13 protein-coding genes are annotated in these 17,301 nt (G+C 62.8%); 5 read left to right on the top strand and 8 right to left on the bottom strand.

All coding sequences use genetic code 11. The features are described from left to right. Nucleotides 1-107: 107 nt before the first annotated feature. From J5278_RS22155 to fdhA, 5 genes are all read right to left on the bottom strand, one after another. Nucleotides 108-2,081, bottom strand: a complete 1,974-nt coding sequence (locus J5278_RS22155) for a heavy metal translocating P-type ATPase (protein WP_219258344.1) — start codon at nt 2,079-2,081, stop codon at nt 108-110. Then, complete coding sequence (locus J5278_RS22150; RefSeq protein WP_219258343.1) at nt 2,078-3,118, bottom strand: SPFH domain-containing protein; 1,041 nt, start codon at nt 3,116-3,118, stop codon at nt 2,078-2,080. The genes J5278_RS22155 and J5278_RS22150 overlap by 4 nt, the downstream gene beginning before the upstream one ends. 1 nt (nt 3,119) lies before the next feature. Further along, on the bottom strand, nt 3,120-4,145 hold the full coding sequence (locus J5278_RS22145; RefSeq protein WP_219258342.1) for an SPFH domain-containing protein: 1,026 nt from the start codon (nt 4,143-4,145) through the stop codon (nt 3,120-3,122). Further along, nucleotides 4,142-6,160, bottom strand: a complete 2,019-nt coding sequence (gene hflK, locus J5278_RS22140) for a protease modulator HflK (protein ID WP_219258341.1) — start codon at nt 6,158-6,160, stop codon at nt 4,142-4,144. Before hflK ends, J5278_RS22145 begins: the two co-directional genes overlap by 4 nt. 249 nt (nt 6,161-6,409) lie before the next feature. Then, nucleotides 6,410-7,594 (bottom strand): formaldehyde dehydrogenase, glutathione-independent, encoded by a 1,185-nt coding sequence (fdhA, locus tag J5278_RS22135; protein ID WP_142830947.1) that lies wholly within the window; start codon nt 7,592-7,594, stop codon nt 6,410-6,412. 282 nt (nt 7,595-7,876) lie between these two features. On the opposite strand from fdhA, the gene J5278_RS22130 reads away from it, so the two are divergent. Both J5278_RS22130 and J5278_RS22125 read left to right on the top strand, forming a co-directional pair. Next, on the top strand, nt 7,877-9,058 hold the full coding sequence (locus J5278_RS22130) for an acetate/propionate family kinase (protein ID WP_219258340.1): 1,182 nt from the start codon (nt 7,877-7,879) through the stop codon (nt 9,056-9,058). Between the two features lie 128 nt (nt 9,059-9,186). Beyond that, complete coding sequence (locus J5278_RS22125; RefSeq protein WP_257623409.1) at nt 9,187-11,559, top strand: phosphoketolase; 2,373 nt, start codon at nt 9,187-9,189, stop codon at nt 11,557-11,559. A 37-nt stretch (nt 11,560-11,596) separates the two neighbouring features. Here the strand turns inward: J5278_RS22125 and J5278_RS22120 are convergent, their stop codons facing one another. Then, entirely contained in the window at nt 11,597-12,328 is a 732-nt protein-coding gene (locus J5278_RS22120) for a response regulator (RefSeq protein WP_142830950.1), read from the bottom strand. 134 nt (nt 12,329-12,462) lie between these two features. On the opposite strand from J5278_RS22120, the gene J5278_RS22115 reads away from it, so the two are divergent. The 3 genes from J5278_RS22115 to J5278_RS22105 all read left to right on the top strand — a co-directional run bounded on the left by J5278_RS22115 (nt 12,463) and on the right by J5278_RS22105 (nt 15,785). Next, entirely contained in the window at nt 12,463-13,203 is a 741-nt protein-coding gene (locus J5278_RS22115; RefSeq protein WP_224128394.1) for a helix-turn-helix domain-containing protein, read from the top strand. A gap of 16 nt (nt 13,204-13,219) precedes the next feature. Next, the gene (locus J5278_RS22110; protein WP_219258339.1) at nt 13,220-15,136 is read left to right on the top strand and encodes a PAS domain-containing sensor histidine kinase; all 1,917 of its coding nucleotides are present in this window, start codon (nt 13,220-13,222) and stop codon (nt 15,134-15,136) included. Nucleotides 15,137-15,230: 94 nt separating this feature from the next. Next, on the top strand, nt 15,231-15,785 hold the full coding sequence (locus tag J5278_RS22105) for a hypothetical protein (protein ID WP_142830952.1): 555 nt from the start codon (nt 15,231-15,233) through the stop codon (nt 15,783-15,785). Between the two features lie 28 nt (nt 15,786-15,813). Here the strand turns inward: J5278_RS22105 and hemN are convergent, their stop codons facing one another. Together hemN and cydX are read right to left on the bottom strand one after the other, a co-directional pair. Continuing rightward, nucleotides 15,814-17,157 carry an oxygen-independent coproporphyrinogen III oxidase gene (hemN, locus tag J5278_RS22100; protein WP_219259163.1) on the bottom strand — a complete coding sequence of 448 codons (1,344 nt, stop codon included), beginning with the start codon at nt 17,155-17,157 and terminating at the stop codon, nt 15,814-15,816. Next, a complete protein-coding gene (gene cydX / locus J5278_RS22095; protein ID WP_143123119.1) occupies nt 17,154-17,294 on the bottom strand; it encodes a cytochrome bd-I oxidase subunit CydX in 141 nt (46 codons plus the stop codon). Before cydX ends, hemN begins: the two co-directional genes overlap by 4 nt. Nucleotides 17,295-17,301 lie beyond the last annotated feature (7 nt).

Below are 17,301 nucleotides of genomic sequence, written 5' to 3'. Positions count from 1 at the left end.
ACAGTTCACGTCGGGACGAACAAAAACAACGAATGTAACTGCATTGCAATTCGCCTGCGCTGAAATTCTGCAACTAATTCATCAGCACCGTGCCGCTGGCCGCGAGATCAGGCTGCCTCTATGGCCGCCAGCGGCTCGTCGTACCGCATCAGCCGGGCGGCGTTGCCGAGCACCAGCAGGGTGCTGACATTGTGCAGGATGGCCGCCACCAGGGCGCCCTCCGTGCCAAGAAGGCCGAGGGCTGCAAGGATGACGATGGTGACGGTCCAGCCAAGGCCGATGACGACATTGGTCTGCAAGGTCTGGCGGCAAAGGCGGCTGAGGCGGACAGACGTGCCGAGCCTGCGCAGATCACTGCCGATCAGGATGATATCCGCCGAGGCAAGCGCGATGTCCGATCCGCCGACCCCCATCGCCACGCCGACGACGCCAGCCTTCAGTGCAAGCGAATCGTTGATGCCATCGCCGACGACCATCGGCCGGAAACCGCTGCTGATTTCGCGCGACACCCGCATTAGCTTGTCTTCCGGCAGTGCCTGCGCCGCAATATCGGTGATGCCGACTTCGGCTGCCAGGGTGTCTGCCACCGACCGAAGGTCGCCTGTCAGCAGCAATTGCCGGGCTAGGCCAAGGTCACGCAGATCGGCCATCGCCACCGAGGCCTCCGGCTTGATGGTGTCCGACAGCAGCAGCCAGCAGGCAAAGCGTCCATCGAGCGACAGGCCGGCTATCGGGCCGTCGTGATCGGGCGGCGAGGGTGCCGCGACCGAAAGTCGGGTAAACAATTCCGCCCGGCCGAGTGCCGCTTCGCCGCCTTCGGTCATCGCTACGACACCAAGCCCCTGGACCTCGCGCAGGCCGGTCAGCGGTAGGTAGCTCGCCTGCGGCACGAGCGAGGCGAGGGCGCGACTGACAGGGTGGCTGCTGGCAGCGCCGAGCGAGGCGGCAAGAGCCAGCAGGGCCGGTCGTTCCGCGTCGCTGACGGCATTCATCTGCTGCAGACGCAGTTGCCCGTAGGTCAGTGTTCCCGTCTTGTCGATTACCACCGATGTCAGCTCGGCCAGTTCCTCAAGGAAGGCGGAGCCGCGAATGAGGATGCCGTGCCTTGCCGCCACCGCAATGCCGGCAACGGCCGTGGCCGGAGCGGACAGGACGAGGGCGCAAGGGCAGGCAGCAACCAGCACGGCAAGCATGATCTGGTCGTCATAGGTGAGGAACCAGGCAAGGGCCGCAATCATCAGCACCAGTGAAAGATACTGGTAGGCATAGCGCTCGAGCAGCCTCGTGATCGGCGGCTTGGCATTTTCGGCGCGTTGCATCAGGGCGATGACCTTGCCGAGGGTCGACTGCTCGCCGGTGCGCGTCACCTCGAGACGCAGCAATCCATCGAGATTGATTGCGCCGCCGAAAATGTCCATGCCGAGACTGACTTCGAGAGGCACCGCTTCGCCGGTGATCGGCGCGGTGTCGAGACTGGCCTGGCCCTCGACGACGCGGCCATCCGCCGGAACGCGGTCGCCGGCCCTGACTTCCACGATGTCGCCGGGCTTTAGCGACGCATTGTCGATCTCCTCGATGTTGCCATCGGAAGTTACCCGGCGGGCGAGGCTGCGGGTCAGCTGCGCCAGGGCGTCCATCGCCTCCTTCGACCCGATGACACTTCGCTCCTCCAGCACGTGGCCGAAGATCATGATGATCGGCAGCAATGCTGCGGTCAGAAGGTCGCCCGTGGCCCAGGCGGCGAGCATCGCCAGCGCGATCAGCTGGTCTGTGATGCCGTGCAGGCTTGGATGGCGCAGGCTGTGCCATGCCGAACGGATGACAGGCACGGAGACGATGATCGATGCTGCGGCAAACAACAGCTGGCCGATGCCGGCCTCGTCGGGCAGGAGCCATCGCCAGCCGAGGCCCAGCACCAGCAGCCCGACGGCTACCATGGCCAGCAGCAGCTGGAAACCGGCGCTTCTCTTTTCGTTCGCTGTCAGCAGGCCGGTGCCGAAGACATGGCTGTGCGCGTGCGAATGCCCGTGGCCGTGATGGGACCCGTGACCATGATGGGAATGTCCGGATGCCTCGCTCATTTTTCTACCCCCTGCAGAATGAGCCGGGCATCGTCGCGCGGATCGATGGTGACGACGGAGCCCGCCTGCGACAGGATGGTTGCGATCCTTGCGCGGTAGAGGCGCTGCAGCAGGCCTGGGTCGCTGTTGCTGCCTTGCGTGGTCGCAAGACCGGTGATCGTGGCTGTGTCGGTGCGGGCCTTGCCGACGCGCTCGGTTGCCTGCGCCTGGGCCAGCTTGACGACGAGATCGGCGGCCTGCGCAGCCGCCTGGTTCTGCTTTGCAGCATCGTTACGGGCGGCAGCGATGGCCTGCTCCGCCTGCTGGCTGGTGGTCAGCACGCCGTCGAAGGCTGCAACGGCTGAAGCTGGCAATGACGACTGGACGTCTGCACGTTCAACCTCGATGCCAAGCCCGAGGCCCTGCGTTGCCAGCGCGCGAAGGCCGTCGTTGATGCCGATGAGCAGGTCGGCCCGCAGCCGTTCGCGCCTCTCGGCAACCCCGCTGTCGGCGGCGACCAGCTCGGGCCTGGCGACAAGAATGCTGTCGAGATCGCGGGAGGCGCAGACCATCACCGCGCTGCGTGTCGCAAGCCGGTCCAGCGCCGGTATCACATGAGCGCCCTGCAGGACGTAGGCCACGGGATCGGTGACGCGATAGAAAACACGGACGTCGAGATGAACGGCGCTGGCATCGGCGGTCAGCAGATAGCCCGATCCGGCCTCCGCATCGCTCTGGAGACCTGTATTGGAAGTCACGAGGTCGGCTGTCGGTGACCTCAGCAGACCTTCGACCTTGCGCTCAATCACCTGAGCAGCATCGGGTACCAGCAAAACCCGCTCGAAAGGCTGTGGCCAGGCGAGCGTCAGGCCGGCGTTCTGGACGCGGTTCAAGGCGCCGAAACGCATCACGACAGCGCGGCTCTGGGGCGGGATCTGGCGGATATTGGACGTCGCCCAGGAGATCGCGGCCACCAGCATGATGCCGAACATCGCCATGAAGGCGAGCCGCACGGCTTGTATATGCGGCGCCGCTTTGCTTTGTCGCATGCCGGACATGTTACTGCTTCCCGGGATCTGGCGAAGGCGGTGTCGGGCCGCGTGGAGCCGAGACCGGCGGTCCGTCTATCAGGGCCCGGAACGGCGCAGCATCGGTGCGCAGGATCAGCCGCGTGTTGGCGTTGACGATCGTTGCCAGCGTATCGAGGGATCGGAGCATCTCGTAGAGTTCGGGCGCGGTCTTGTAGGCCGCCCCGTAGATCTCGGCAGCCTCGACACGGGACCTGGCTTCGATACCGGCTGCCTTGACCGATGCGTCGGCTTGCAGCACCCGCGCGTCCCGTTCGGCTGCAGAGCGGATTTCCGCCGCCTGTCGCTTGCCAACCGCAGCCCGCTCTGTCGCAATCGTTTCACGCTCGGCGCGCATCCGGTCGACGGTCGCATCCAGCGTCACCGATGGCAGCGTCAGGCGCTCGATACCGACCTCGACAACGCGGACGCCATAAGTATCAAGCAATGATTGGGCAATCTGGTCCTTCAGCCGCGATTCCAGAGCCGAAATCTGTAGCTTTGAAGGATCCGGGTTTATCAGCGCCGAGAGGTCGTAGTTGGCAGCCACGGTTTCGAGCGAGGAACCGAGAAACGTGCGGATCTGGGCTGCGGCCTGATCGGGCTGGTTTTCCACCGAGCGAACGAAGCGCTTTACGTCTTCCGCATCCGGCGGGACCTGCCAGATCGCGTAGACCTCGGCAATCACACGCAACCCGTCCCTGGTGCCGACATCCTGCAGCCCGCTCGACGTGGACTTGGCGCGCAGGTCGACATCGATCGTCGTTTCGAAGGGCAGAGGATAGCGCAACGCCAAACCCGGCTCGATCAGGACGCGGGTCGGATTTCCGAAGCGCGTGATGATCGTGGCTGCGCCGGAGCGAACCTGGACGACGCAGGCCGCAGCGACGACGATCAGCGCCAGTCCGACGGCGAGCACGACCCGATACCACCGGAAGGGCATCGCCTCGCTGCCGTGCTCATGATGGTCGTGGTGATGATTGTGATCGTGATCTTCGTGCTGATGCACATGGGTCATGGCTCGACCTCGTCGTTTCCTGCGGGGGCGCTGGCCTTGGGGGCCGCGTCCGGGTCAATCGGCATCGTCATGCTTCTGAGATCGATGGTCGGCGCTATCTCTCCGCCGATACGATGGTCGAGGATGAGCGCCTTGGCCTGGCCCAGCCCCGATGTCAGCTGGGTGAAATAGGCCTCGTCGAGGAAGACCCGGCCAACGTTGCGGTAAGCGGTCTGCTCGGCCTCGAACCGCAGCCTGGCGACGTCTGCCGCAGCAACGCTTTCACGCGCCGTGGCTGTTGCCTTGTCGCGCCCGAGGCTGACGATGCGCTGGGCCTCATTGGCCGATTGGGCGGCAAAACCGCGCTCGCGGGCGACCAGCGCCTGCGCTGTGATTTCGGCGGCCTGGACGGCGTGGTAGGCATTTGCGGCGCCTGCCGGCGGGTGGATGGCTTCGACCACCACCGCCAGCACTTCTATGCCGCTCTGAAGACGATCGAGGTCAGTCCGGATGGCAGCGGCAATTTCGTCCGCCATCTCCAGCCGGCCTGAGCCCAGCACATCGTCGAGGGTCCGGACGGCGAAATCATGCACCAGCACGCGACTGGCCGTCGCCTCCATCAGCGCCGGGATATCGGCCGTGTGATAGGTGGCGTCGAGGGCTGCCCGGTCGGACAGACCGATGCGGTAGACGAAGCGCACGTCCATATTGACGATCTGGAAGCTCTGCTTGCCCTCGGACCGGCTGGCGATAATCTGCGACTTCTCGCTGACATGGGTTCCATCCCACAGCCTGTTGGCACCGCTCGGTGCGGGTCCCTCGGCATCGGGCGCCGATAAATCGCTGCCGTCGCTGACGAAGGAGGTTGCGAGTTCGTGGACAATGCCGTTTTCGACAGAGACGGTCCGTCCGAAGGGCCAGGGTAGCCCGACATGCAGGCCGGAATGGATGACCGCGATGGGTCTTCCGAAACGCTCGTAGATGCCGCGCCCGCTCATCGGCACCGCAGTGACGCCGCTGAGAAGCCAGCCGACGACAGCAATGGCCAGCGCGACGGCGGGGAAAGTCCTGCCGATGAAGGTCAATGCCCAGATCTGCCGCAGATCGATGCCATGCCGGCTGCGCAATTCCGCCTGCAACGCTGTCAGCGGGCGTGGCGGCCAGCGCAAGATGCCGGCAAATAGGCTCTCGGCAAGCAATTGCGGCGGCCGTTCATCGCTCTGCGGGCCGAACATCGCAACGACGGCGCGCACGAGAAACTCCAGTCCCACCAGTATCGACAGGAAGGCAAGCAGGGCCGGCACCTTGACGGCCCAGAGATAGCCGGAGCCCACCAGCAGCAGGGAAAATGCCGAAAGCGACAGTGTGACAATCGGCAGCCGGGCGAGGAGCATCAGCGATTGGGCTTCGGGCCATTCGTCGGCATCGGCGGCGGCAAAGCCGCGCTCCACCACCAGCAGTCCGAAGGCAAGCACCAGGCAGACGCCGCTGATTGTGTAGGCCACGGGGCCGAGGAAAAGAGGCTGGGCGACCCAGGAAAGAGTGTCGAAGGCAACGAGCATCGAAAGGACAGCAAGGGCTGCAAGCGATGCTGCGCGGGCGCCAAGGCGGTGTATGGAGGAGGCGGCGAGCATGGCGATCTTGCCGCTGAGACGCTCGATACGATCCTGCGACGGACCGTCGGCGGGCTCTGTCGTGTTCCATGGTCGTAGCAGCAGGGCTCGCAGATGCTGCGACCATGCCGGTACCGCCAGGCTCGAAAGCCCGGCCTTTCGCCGCCGCCAATCGGCTACTTCTATCGCGGATCTCAGCCCGGTCGCAAACAGCATCAGGGCTGCGGCGTTACAGCCAAAGAAGGTTGGCCAGATCGATGCGGGGGCAACTGCGCCGGTTGCCCAACTGGCAATGAGCAAGACGGCCGCAGCGAGCCATACCCGCCCGCCATGCGTCGAGAGGGCACGGGCCTGGATTGCAGCGCGCTGATATCGCGGGGATGTGTCCGGATCGCTGTCCGGGTTGCCGAAGGACTTGTTCATCTGCACTGTTCGAGCACGACGCCGCGTGTATCTGAAGACATTGGACCGGCAGGATGACCCGATCGGCGGCCAGATTATTAGGCGCCTTCCGACTCCGATGCTAGAGCCTGTCGCGTGTAGCGCTTCAATTTCGCGGCAGTAAGGTCGGTGCGAAGCCACATTCCCCCATGGCGGGTGCAAGGGATAAACAGTTCGCCCGACAAACGGGACATGCGCGCGAGTTTTGCCCGCATGTCCCTCACATGCCGGTCAGGCGGCGAGCATGCCGTGGGGATCAAGCACGAATTTCTGTGCCGCCCCCTGATCGAAGCTTTCGTAGCCCTGTGCCGCCTCTTCAAGCGAAATGATCTTCGCGTTGACGATATCGGCGATGGGCAGTCGGTCGTGGAGGATCGCCTGCATCAGCTGCCTGTTATACTTGATGACGGGTGTCTGGCCTGTGTGGAAGGACTGCGCCTTCGCCCAGCCCAGTCCGAACCGCATCGACAGGTTGCCGAGCTTGGCGGCGCTATCGACGGCGCCGGGGTCTTCCGTGACGTAAAGCCCGGGGATGCCGATGGAGCCTGCAGCGCGGGTGATTTCCATCATCTGGTTAAGGACGATGGCCGGCTGTTCGCCACCGGCATGCCCGCGCGCTTCGAAACCGACGGCGTCGATCGCGCTGTCGACCTCGTTGCTGCCGGTCACCTCGGCAATCATGTCGCCGAGCCTGTCGCTGGCCGACAGATCGATCGGCTCGAAGCCGACCTTGGCGGCATGGGCGAGCCGCTCCTTGTTGAAATCGCCGATCATCACCACGGCAGCGCCGAGAATGCGTGCCGAGGCTGCGGCTGCGAGGCCAACCGGTCCGGCGCCGGCGACATAGACGGTCGAGCCGACCCCGACGCCCGCCTTGACGGCACCGTGAAATCCGGTCGGCAGAATGTCGGATAACATGGTGAGATCGCGGATCTTGGCCATGGCCTTGTCACGGTCCGGAAATTTCAGAAGGTTGAAGTCGGCATAGGGGATCGTCACGTAACGGGCCTGCCCGCCGATCCAGCCGCCCATGTCGACATAGCCGTAAGCGCCGCCGGCACGCGCCGGATTGACCGTCAGGCAGACGCCGGTGTCTTGCGCCTTGCAGCAGCGGCAGCGACCGCAGGCGACGTTAAACGGTACCGAGACGATGTCGCCGATCTCGAGCATTTCGACATCGATGCCCTTCTCGATGATCTCGCCGGTGATTTCATGGCCGAGAACCAGGCCAGGCAGGGCGGTCGTGCGACCGCGTACCATATGCTGGTCGGAGCCGCAGATATTGGTCGAGATGACTTTCAGGATGACGCCGTGCTCGATCCGCCGACCGTTCGGGGCCTCAAGTTTGGGATCGTCGATATCCCGGACCTCGACCTTGCCGGGGTTCAGATAGACCACGCCTCTGTTCTTGCTCATGATGATCTCCTCCATTGTTTGCCTGATCGACTCCTCTCGATGCAGACAAGTGATCGTAGCGCGATTTTCGTCCGTTGGGTTGCCAATGTTCGAGGTCGCGTGGACATTATTCCATCGAACAGCGCTCCACGGGTCACCGGCCTGCGACGTCGGGTGTCTCGCACAGGGCAAGGCGCGCAATTTTCCGATATACCGATATGCGCGATCTCTCACCGCGCAGGCCTTTCATCTGCTACCGTCACGACAGCATCGGCCTTGGGTCGACAATGGAGCATGTCGAACATGGCGTCACCCAGTATTCTCCTCACATTCAACGCGGGCTCATCGTCCGTCAAGATCGGCATTTTCGAGATCGAAGACGCAACCGCCAGGATGATCGGCAAGGCCGTCATCGACCTCAGGGCAAAACCGCTGGTGTTCGAGGTCAGCCAGGGCCCCGAGCCCTTCGAGGCCGAAATGGAAAGCACGGTGACGGCCGATCTGCACGAAGTCATCGACGAAGCTTTTAAAATCCTGGCCGGCCATTTCGAGATGGATGCCATGGTTGCCGCCGGCCACCGCGTCGTGCATGGCGGAGACAGGTTCCTCGAAGCCGTCAAGCTCGACGACAGCGTCATCGATGCCATCGAGGCATTGACCCCGCTGGCACCGCTGCACCAGCCGGAGGCACTGCGCTTCATCCGCGCTGTCCGGCATCTGCGCCCGGACCTGGCGCAATCGGCCTCGTTCGACACGGCCTTCCACGGGACGCAGGACGAGCTTGTGCGACGCCTCGCCATTCCGCGCGCGCTGCATGACGAGGGCATCAAGCGTTACGGGTTCCACGGTCTCTCCTACAAATTCGTGGCCGCGGAACTTTCCCGTCGGGCCGAAAAGTCGGTCGGCAAAACCGTGATCGCCCATCTCGGCAGTGGCGCGAGCCTCTGCGCGCTGGAAGATGGGGTCAGCCGAGATTGCAGCATGGGCTTTTCCACCCTCGACGGCATTCCCATGGCAACCCGGCCCGGATGGCTGGACGCTGGTGTCCTGCTGCATCTGATCGGCCAGAAGAAGATGGCCTATGCCGAGGTTGAGGATCTGCTTTATCATCGATCCGGCCTGCTCGGTGTGTCTGGCACCAGTGCCGATACGCGGGCGCTGCTGGCGGACGACCGGCCGGAGGCAGCCGAGGCCATCGATCTCTTTGCGCTGAGGATCGCCGGCGAGATCGGCAGGATGGCCTCGACGCTCGGCGGTGTCGATACGCTGGTGTTCACGGCCGGCATCGGCGAGCATCAAGCGGCCATCCGGGAAAAAATCGTCACGCGTCTTGCCTGGCTCGGAGCGCAGATCGATGCGTCGGCCAATGCCGAGAACGTCTTCGTCATAAGCAAAGCCGAAAGCCGGATCGCAATCCATGTCGTCGCCACCAACGAGGAGCAGGTGATCGCCGACGAAGCCCTGTCGATTATCGGCCGAATTTGATCCATGTCAGATTATTGACGTCCGGTTGCGTTAGTATCGCGGACGAAGCCTAGCCGTGTGGGCCCGGCAGTTGCACCGCTTCGGTCGACATTATCAGGCCATGTGTACAATCGACATGAGGGATCACGATGGACGGGAACACAAAGTCGGTAGCAATGCCGCTCAGTGCCGAAGAACTTCACTGCATGGATGCCTGGTGGCGGGCGGCGAACTACCTCAACATCGGTCAGATCTACCTGTCCGCAAATCCCCTGCTGCGCGAAGAGCTGACCGTAGACCATATCAAGCCGCGGCTGCTCGGCCACTGGGGAACGTCGCCCGGCCTCAACCTGATCTATGTCCACCTCAATCGGCTGATCAAGAAATACGATCTGGACACGATCTATATGGCAGGCCCCGGCCATGGGGGCCCTGCCTTGATCGCCAACGTCTGGCTGGAAGGCAGCTATACGGAGTTCTATCCTGACATTACCCGCGACGAAGCAGGCATGCTGCGGCTCTTCCGGCAGTTCTCGACGCCCGGGGGCGTTCCGAGCCATGTCAGCGTCCCGACGCCCGGCTCGATCCACGAGGGCGGTGAACTCGGCTATGTGCTGGTGCACGCTTTTGGCGCCGTCATGGACAATCCGGACCTGCTGGTCGCCGCCGTCGTCGGCGATGGCGAAGCCGAGACCGGGCCGCTTGCGGGCAGCTGGAAGAGCATCGATTTCATCAATCCCACCCGTGACGGCGCGGTGCTGCCGATCCTGCATCTCAACGGCTACAAGATTTCCGGCCCGACGGTCTGGGCCAGGCACAGCGACGAGGACCTGACCAAATTCTTCGAGGGCCAGGGTTACAAGCCCTATTTCGTCGAGGGCGATGTGCCCGAAAAAGTCCACCAGGCATTTGCGTCGGTGCTCGAAACTGCGGTGCTGGAGATCCGCGAGATCCAGTCGAAGGCACGCAGCGGTGCCTCGCATGGGCGACCGCAATGGCCGGTGATCGTCTTGCGGACGCCAAAAGGCTGGACGGGACCGAAGGTTGTCGACGGCCTGCAGATCGAAGGCACGTTCCGCGCCCATCAGGTGCCCGTTTCGGACGTCCTGACCAAGCCGGAGCATCTTCAAATCCTCGATGATTGGCTTCGCAGCTACAAGCCGGAGGAGCTTTTCGATGACGCGGGATGCTTCCGCGCGGAATTTGCCGATCTTGCACCTGCCGGCAATCGCCGCATGGGCTCCAACCCCAACGCCAATGGCGGCCTGCTGACGGTGCCTTTGAAACTACGGGATTTCGAGAACTATCAGTTCAAGTTCGAGGAGCGTGCCCGCCAACGCATCGGCTCTACCAGCGTTCTCGGCAACTATCTGCGCGATATCTACGAGGACAACCCGCATAATTTCCGGCTGTTCTGCCCCGATGAGACCAATTCGAACCGGCTCGGCGCCATCTTCGACGTTTCCGACCGATGCCTGGTCAGCGAGATCCTGCCCGGTGACGATCACGTGTCGCATGATGGGCGGGTGATGGAAGTACTCAGCGAGCACTGCTGCCACGGCTGGCTGGAGGGCTACACGCTGACCGGCCGTCACGGCCTGTTTGCGACTTACGAGGCCTTCGCCATGATCGTCGATTCCATGTCGATGCAGCACGGCAAGTGGCTCGAACACGCAAAGCGGGTGCCATGGCGCGCCGACGTTCCGTCGCTCAATTACTTGCTGACCTCCACCTGCTGGCGCAACGATCATAACGGTTTCAGCCATCAGGGGCCCGGCTTCATCGATACCGTCATCCACCGCAAGCGGACCGTAGCGCGCGTCTATCTGCCGGCCGATGCCAATTGCCTGCTGTCGGTTGCCGATCATTGCCTCAGAAGCGTCAACTACCTGAACCTGATCGTCATCGACAAGCAGCCGCAGTTGCAATGGCTGACGATAGACGAAGCCAAGGTCCATTGTGCCAAGGGCGCCAGCGTCTGGGACATGTACAGCAACCAGCCGGACGAACCGGATGTCGTGCTGGCCTGCGCCGGCGACATCCCGACGCAGGAGACGATAGCCGCTGCCTGGATGCTCCGGAAGCACGCGCCCGGCCTCAAGGTGCGTGTTGTCAACGTGGTCGACCTGATGCGGCTGTCACCGGCTGACCGCCATCCCCATGGCATGACGGATGCCGATTTCACCGACATCTTCACGCAGACGGCGCCGGTCATTTTCACCTTCCACGGCTACCCCGGCGTCATCCACGATCTGCTGCATGGACGTGACGCCCATGATCGCTTCCACGTTCGCGGTTATCTCGAGGAGGGAACGACGACGACGCCATTCGACATGGTGGTTCTGAACAGGATCAGCAGGCTGCATCTCTGCCTGGATGTCCTGCGCTATGTGCCGGGCGCGCTGATCGAGCATGGAGAAATTGCGACCCTCTGCACCGAGATGCTAAAAGAGCACGATCGCTATATCCGCGCGCACTTCGACGACCTGCCAGAGATCAAGGATTGGGTCTGGTCGGACTAGCAGTCATCAAGATAATGGCAGCGAATGACCGTCGCCCTCATTCGCTGCTGTCGTCGCGGCCGCTGAACACGTAGCCGATGCCCCGCACCGACTTGATAATTTCCGGCTTTTTCGGATCGCGCTCGATCTTCTTGCGCAGACGGGCGATTTGGGCGTCGATCGTCCGGTCGAAGGCTTCGAGATTGCGGCCCCGGGTCATGTCCATGAGGGCCTGACGCGTCAGGACCCGTCGGGGGCTTCTCGCCAGAACCGCGAGCATGTCGAACTCACCCGTCGTCAACTCGATGTTAGCATGGTCGCTCGAGGACAGGACGCGCCGGTCGATGTCCAGTGTAAAGCCGTCGAAACGGATCAGCTCCCTCACCTCTACCGGGGCTGCCGGCATTGGACGACGGCGGCGCAGGATCGTCCGGACGCGGGCAAGGACTTCCCGCAGGTGAAAGGGTTTTGCGATGTAATCGTCGGCACCGATCTCCAGTCCGACGATCCGGTCGATGACATCGTCCCGGCCGGTCAGCATGATGATCGGAATGTCGGAGCCGGCCCGGATATCCCGCGCCAGCGTCAGTCCATCGTCGCCGGGCAGCACGAGGTCGAGAAGTATGGCGTCGAATGCCATCGTCGTCATGGCCCGCTTCATCGATTTGCCGTCATGGGCAACGGTGACCCCGTAGCCTTCTTCCTCGAAATACCGCTGCAGCATCTGGCAAATTCGCGGGTCGTCATCGACGACAAGGATATGAATTTTCGAAATCAAATCATCAGGCATGGCGTCGCCGATCGTAAACGCGGGGCGGCTGTTACAGTCCGTTACAATTTGGCACTGTTTATCACAGCGGCATCGTTCCTACGTAACGGGCGACGGGTCAATTGCTCTGGTGAAAATGAACAGAGGTTTGACCCATGTTTTCGGAAAGTGCTCATCATCTTTCGACCAACGTAGTCCGAATGACTCCGGGCGGCCCCTCGACACTCTCCTGCGCCTTCCAGTGGCGGCCCCAGGAAATGCTCGATGCCGGCGATGCCCTGTTCTGGGAGGGTGACAAGGCAAGCCACATTTTCGAGGTGACCGAGGGTCTGTTTCGGGTCTGCAAGATCATTGCCGATGGCCGTCGCATCATCACCGGATTTCTCTTCCCCGGCGACATCATCGGCCTCTCGTTTCGCAATCTCTATCTGTATACGGCAGAGGCCGTGACATCGGCGAGGGTACGCCGCTGCTCGCGGCTCCATTTCCAGCAGGCGATCAACGAGGACGCCGGACTGCAGCCGAAGCTGTTTGCGAAGTTGTGCGAAGAAATGGCGGCAGCGCAGGATCACATGGTTCTGCTCGGTCGGAAATCCGCCGAGGAGCGCCTTTGCAGCTTTTTCCTGATGCTGGCCCGCCGGCACGAGCGCGCTGCAGAGTCCAGAATGACAGTTGACCTGCCCATGAGCCGCCAGGACATAGCCGACTTTCTGGGCCTGACGATCGAGACCGTTTCGCGCAACATCACCAGACTGACGATAGCAGGCGTTATCAGTCCGGTTGGCAGGCACAGCATTGAAGTGAGGTTGAACAGGCTTTCCTTGCTTGCGGGAGATTGCGATGCAGACAATAACAACACACCGGATGACAAGAGACGCCAGTTGGCCAATTGCTGACCGTCGGGATAGAGGCATGATAGACAGTTTCACGGCACATCGCGGTTCCGACGATCTGGGAAAAGGCGAGATCGAGCGCATCCTCGACGGCGCGACCATCATCGTCCACGGACTGGACGGGGTCGTGACCCGCTGGACCGGCGGATGCGAGGAGCTATACGGCTGGAAGCGCGAGGAGGCGCTCGGCCGGCTTGTCCATGATCTGCTGGCGACGGAATTCGCAGTCCCGGCCGACGAGGTGCAACGTGACCTGCTCGCCAACGGCGTGTGGACCGGCGAAGTCAGGCAGAGGCGCAAGGACGGACAGGTGCTTCATGTCGCAAGTCGCTGCGTGATCGCCGTGCGGGAGGGCGACGGCACGCGCGTCATTTTCCAGACTAACAACGACGTTACGGCCCTGCGCCATGCGCAGGGCGAGCTTGCAAGCCGGGAGGTCCATCTCAGCTCCATTCTGGAGACGGTGCCGGAGGCCATGGTGGTCATCGACGACGTCGGGAAGATCACATCTTTCAGCGCCGCTGCCGAGCGCCTTTTCGGCTATGGAGCAGCAGAGATCTGCGGGCGGAACGTTCGCGACCTCATGCCGCAGCCCGATCGCAACGCCCATGACGGATATCTGTCTCACTATATGACCACCGGCGAGCGGCGCATCATCGGCTACGGGCGCGTCGTCACCGGCCAGCGCAAGGACGGAACGCTGTTTCCGATGGAGCTCTCCGTTGGCGAGGCCATTTCGAACGGCGAGCGGATTTTTACCGGGTTCATCCGCGACCTGACCAGCCGGCACCGGATTGAGGAAGAATTGCGCCAGGCGCAGAAGATGGAAGCCGTCGGGCAGCTGACAGGCGGCCTTGCCCACGATTTCAACAATCTGCTGACTGTGATCAGCGGCAATCTCGAAATGCTGGAAGCCAAGCTGCACGACGAGGGGCAGCTGTCGCTGTTGCGCGAGGCGCAGTATGCAGCCGAGGACGGCGCGAAGCTCACGGCGCAACTGCTTGCCTTCGGTCGAAGGCAGCCGTTGCATCCAAAGCCCGCCGATATCGGCAAGCTGGTCGGCAGCTTTTCCGACCTCTTGCGAAGGACGCTCGGCGAAACCGTCGAACTGCGCACCGTCGTCTCCGGGTCTTCCAATCTGGCGCGGGTCGATACATCGCAGCTGCAGAATGCGCTTTTGAACCTGACATTGAACGCCCGGGATGCAATGAGCGAAGGCGGGCGGCTGACGATCGAGATCAGTCGCGTCCGGCTGGATGTAGACTACGTCACACGCTATCCCCATGTTCGCACAGGCGATTACGTGCTGATCTCGGTGGCTGACACCGGCGAGGGAATGCCAGAAGATATCCGCAAGCATGCATTCGAGCCGTTTTTCACGACCAAGGCCATGGGTGCAGGGACGGGTCTCGGCCTCAGCATGGTCTATGGTTTCGCCAAGCAGTCGGGCGGGCATGTCGAGCTTGAAAGTATCGAGGGGTCCGGCACCAATGTTCGGATATTCCTTCCCGTCTTGCGCTATGCTCAGCCTCCCGAGATGGCCGTCGCGGCCGAGGTCGGCGATGGCCCGCGCGGCAGCGAACTTATCCTGGTCGCCGAAGACGATCCGCGCGTGCGCCGCATCGTCGTGGCGCGGCTGGAGGAGGCCGGTTACCGGGTTCTGGAGGCTGCAAACGGCCCGGATGCGCTCACCCAGTTCGAAAAGACGCCCGAGATCGCACTGATCCTGACCGATATCGCCATGCCGGGTGGCATGACGGGCGACAAGCTGGCGGAGCGCGCGCGCCTGCTGCGGCCCGACGTCAGGATCCTGTTCACCTCCGGCTATGCGTCGCCGCAAATCGCCGAGGGCGAAATGTCGAACGACGCCAGCTGGCTGAAGAAGCCCTACACGGCACGCGAACTTGCGGTGCGACTGCGGGAATTGCTCGACTGATACCGGCGGGGTGCTGGACGGACGTTGTCGGTGCGAATTGACAAAACGTTGACCCCTTTGCGCTAGCCTGCCCGAAACCACGCTGGAGCCTGACATGTCGATGCGCCTTTACCGTTATGCCGTGATGATCGCGTCGCTTGTGTTTCCGGGCCTCGCTGCCGCTGAGACCCAGTGGACGGCACAGCTCAACCAGTGGTCCGTCGGCTTCGACGTCGGAACGGATGCGCCATACTGTCGGCTTCTCTGGGACAGTCACCTCGGCAAGACCGTGGAATTCCGCGCTAGCCGCGATACGACGCGCTGGCTCGTCTCCAGGGATGGCTGGTCCATCCCCGCAGGAACCAAGACCACCGTCACCATTGTCGATGGCACCCGACGCATCGTCGCGCCTGCCGCCTTCTTCGATGCCAGGACGCTGCAGGTCTGGACCAAGGATGGCAAGACCAGCGACGGTCCCATCAGGCGGCTGGTCACCGATGCGTTTCAGGGCAGGCCCGACGTGCAGCTGACGTTTTCCGGAAATGAGCCGGACTGGACCGTGCCAATGTCGCGCGTGCAGACGCTTTATCCGGAGTTCGTCCAGTGCATGGGCCGCCTGAGCGGCCAAACCCCTCAGACCGCAGAGACAGCGTCAGCCCAGCCATTCTGACGAGAGACCCGCATGCTGTGCCCGGACCTCAGACTGCAAGACTGAAGCGGCTGGTCGTGTCCCATCGGTGGCGGTCGAAGATCGCTGCCGCGACACGAACGACAGCGCGTCCTGCTGCGGTCATTGCCACAACACCCTCCTGCACAACGACCAGTCCGTCGTCGATCATTGGCTGAAGTGCGGTGAATTCGTCCGCGAAATCCTTTCCGCCAGCGACCTTGCCAAGGTCGACGCGAAAATTGCACATCAGGGATTCGATGATTTTCGCCCGTACCTGGTCATCGGTGTCCATCAGGCAGCCACGGATGCTGGCCAGCTTTTTCTCTCCCACCGTTCGACAATAGCGCGGATTGTCCGCCATGTTCTGGACGTATCCATCCGGAAGCCTCGATATCGCCGAGGCGCCGAAGCCGAGAAGCATCGGGCAGTCGTCATCGGTATAGCCCTGGAAGTTGCGGTGCAGCCGCTGCCCGTGGGACGCGATGGCAAGGCTGTCATCCGGCCTGGCGAAATGGTCGAGCCCGACTGCCTCATAGCCATGCCGCAGGAGTTCCGAGAAGACGGTTGCCGCTTGCTCGATGCGCTCGGCCGAAGTGGGGAGGGCGCTGCCGTCTATCTGGCGCTGGTTGGCCCGGCGGTCCGGCATATGGGCGTAACCATAGCATGCGATGCGATCCGGACGCAGTTCGGCGACTGTCTGACAGGTCTGCGTCAACGAGGATACCGTCTGCTTCGGGAGGCCGTAGATAAGGTCGAAATTCAGTCGGTCGATTCCAGCGGTCCGCAGATGGGCGACGGCGGACTGCACGGTTTCGATCGGCTGGATGCGCCCGATCGCGGCCTGCACCTGCGGGGCGGTGTCCTGGACACCGAGGCTGGCCCTGTTGATGCCCATCGCACGAAGGTCGGCAGCCAGCGCTTGGTCGACATAGCGTGGGTCGAGTTCGATCGCGTGTTCGCCGGCCTTTTCGAATGTGAAGTGGCTGTGCAGGACGTCCAGCACGGATTTCATGCCGGACGCGCCGAGAATGCTCGGTGTGCCGCCGCCCCAGTGCAACCGGACAACACTGGGTCTGCCGCCGAGATGACCGGCGACCGTCTCGATTTCCGTCTCCAGCGCCTGCCTGTAGGCGTCGATGACATCCTCGCGGCGGGTGAGCTTGGTATGGCAGCCGCAATAGAAACAAAGCTCGCGGCAATAGGGGACGTGCAGGTAGACGGATACTCGTTGACCGGCACCCACGCGCCCGAGCCAGCGGGCGTGGTGATCCGGAGTGACGGCCGCTGAAAATTCCGCAGCCGTCGGATAGGATGTGTAGCGCGGCACGGCAAGGGCTGCATAGCGCCGTACGATATCGTCGCCGCTGCTCATTTTACGTCGCGGTCCCGGTCAGGCTTGACGGGGACGAGCGCGAGCTGACGATCCTCGCGCATCTCGAACCACATTGCATTGAGGATCGCGAAGGAACAGGCCAGCCCGACGCCGAGGATCCAGGTGAAATACCACATATCGTTG

The sequence above is a fragment of the Rhizobium sp. B21/90 genome (assembly GCF_019355815.1).
Classification (GTDB): Bacteria; Pseudomonadota; Alphaproteobacteria; order Rhizobiales; family Rhizobiaceae; genus Rhizobium; species Rhizobium rhododendri.
Note: the sequence above shows the minus strand (reverse complement) of the source record. Positions and strands in the feature narration are given on the sequence as shown.

Bases quoted from the DNA above. Each gene is read 5' to 3' on its own strand.
- J5278_RS22155 (WP_219258344.1), bottom strand. From the start codon at position 2,081: ATGAGCGAGGCATCCGGACATTCCCATCATGGTCACGGGTCCCATCAC.
- J5278_RS22150 (WP_219258343.1), bottom strand. From the start codon at position 3,118: ATGTCCGGCATGCGACAAAGCAAAGCGGCGCCGCATATACAAGCCGTG.
- J5278_RS22145 (WP_219258342.1), bottom strand. From the start codon at position 4,145: ATGACCCATGTGCATCAGCACGAAGATCACGATCACAATCATCACCAC.
- hflK (WP_219258341.1), bottom strand. From the start codon at position 6,160: ATGAACAAGTCCTTCGGCAACCCGGACAGCGATCCGGACACATCCCCG.
- fdhA (WP_142830947.1), bottom strand. From the start codon at position 7,594: ATGAGCAAGAACAGAGGCGTGGTCTATCTGAACCCCGGCAAGGTCGAG.
- J5278_RS22130 (WP_219258340.1), top strand. From the start codon at position 7,877: ATGGCGTCACCCAGTATTCTCCTCACATTCAACGCGGGCTCATCGTCC.
- J5278_RS22125 (WP_257623409.1), top strand. From the start codon at position 9,187: ATGGACGGGAACACAAAGTCGGTAGCAATGCCGCTCAGTGCCGAAGAA.
- J5278_RS22120 (WP_142830950.1), bottom strand. From the start codon at position 12,328: ATGCCTGATGATTTGATTTCGAAAATTCATATCCTTGTCGTCGATGAC.
- J5278_RS22115 (WP_224128394.1), top strand. From the start codon at position 12,463: ATGTTTTCGGAAAGTGCTCATCATCTTTCGACCAACGTAGTCCGAATG.
- J5278_RS22110 (WP_219258339.1), top strand. From the start codon at position 13,220: ATGATAGACAGTTTCACGGCACATCGCGGTTCCGACGATCTGGGAAAA.
- J5278_RS22105 (WP_142830952.1), top strand. From the start codon at position 15,231: ATGTCGATGCGCCTTTACCGTTATGCCGTGATGATCGCGTCGCTTGTG.
- hemN (WP_219259163.1), bottom strand. From the start codon at position 17,157: ATGAGCAGCGGCGACGATATCGTACGGCGCTATGCAGCCCTTGCCGTG.
- cydX (WP_143123119.1), bottom strand. From the start codon at position 17,294: ATGTGGTATTTCACCTGGATCCTCGGCGTCGGGCTGGCCTGTTCCTTC.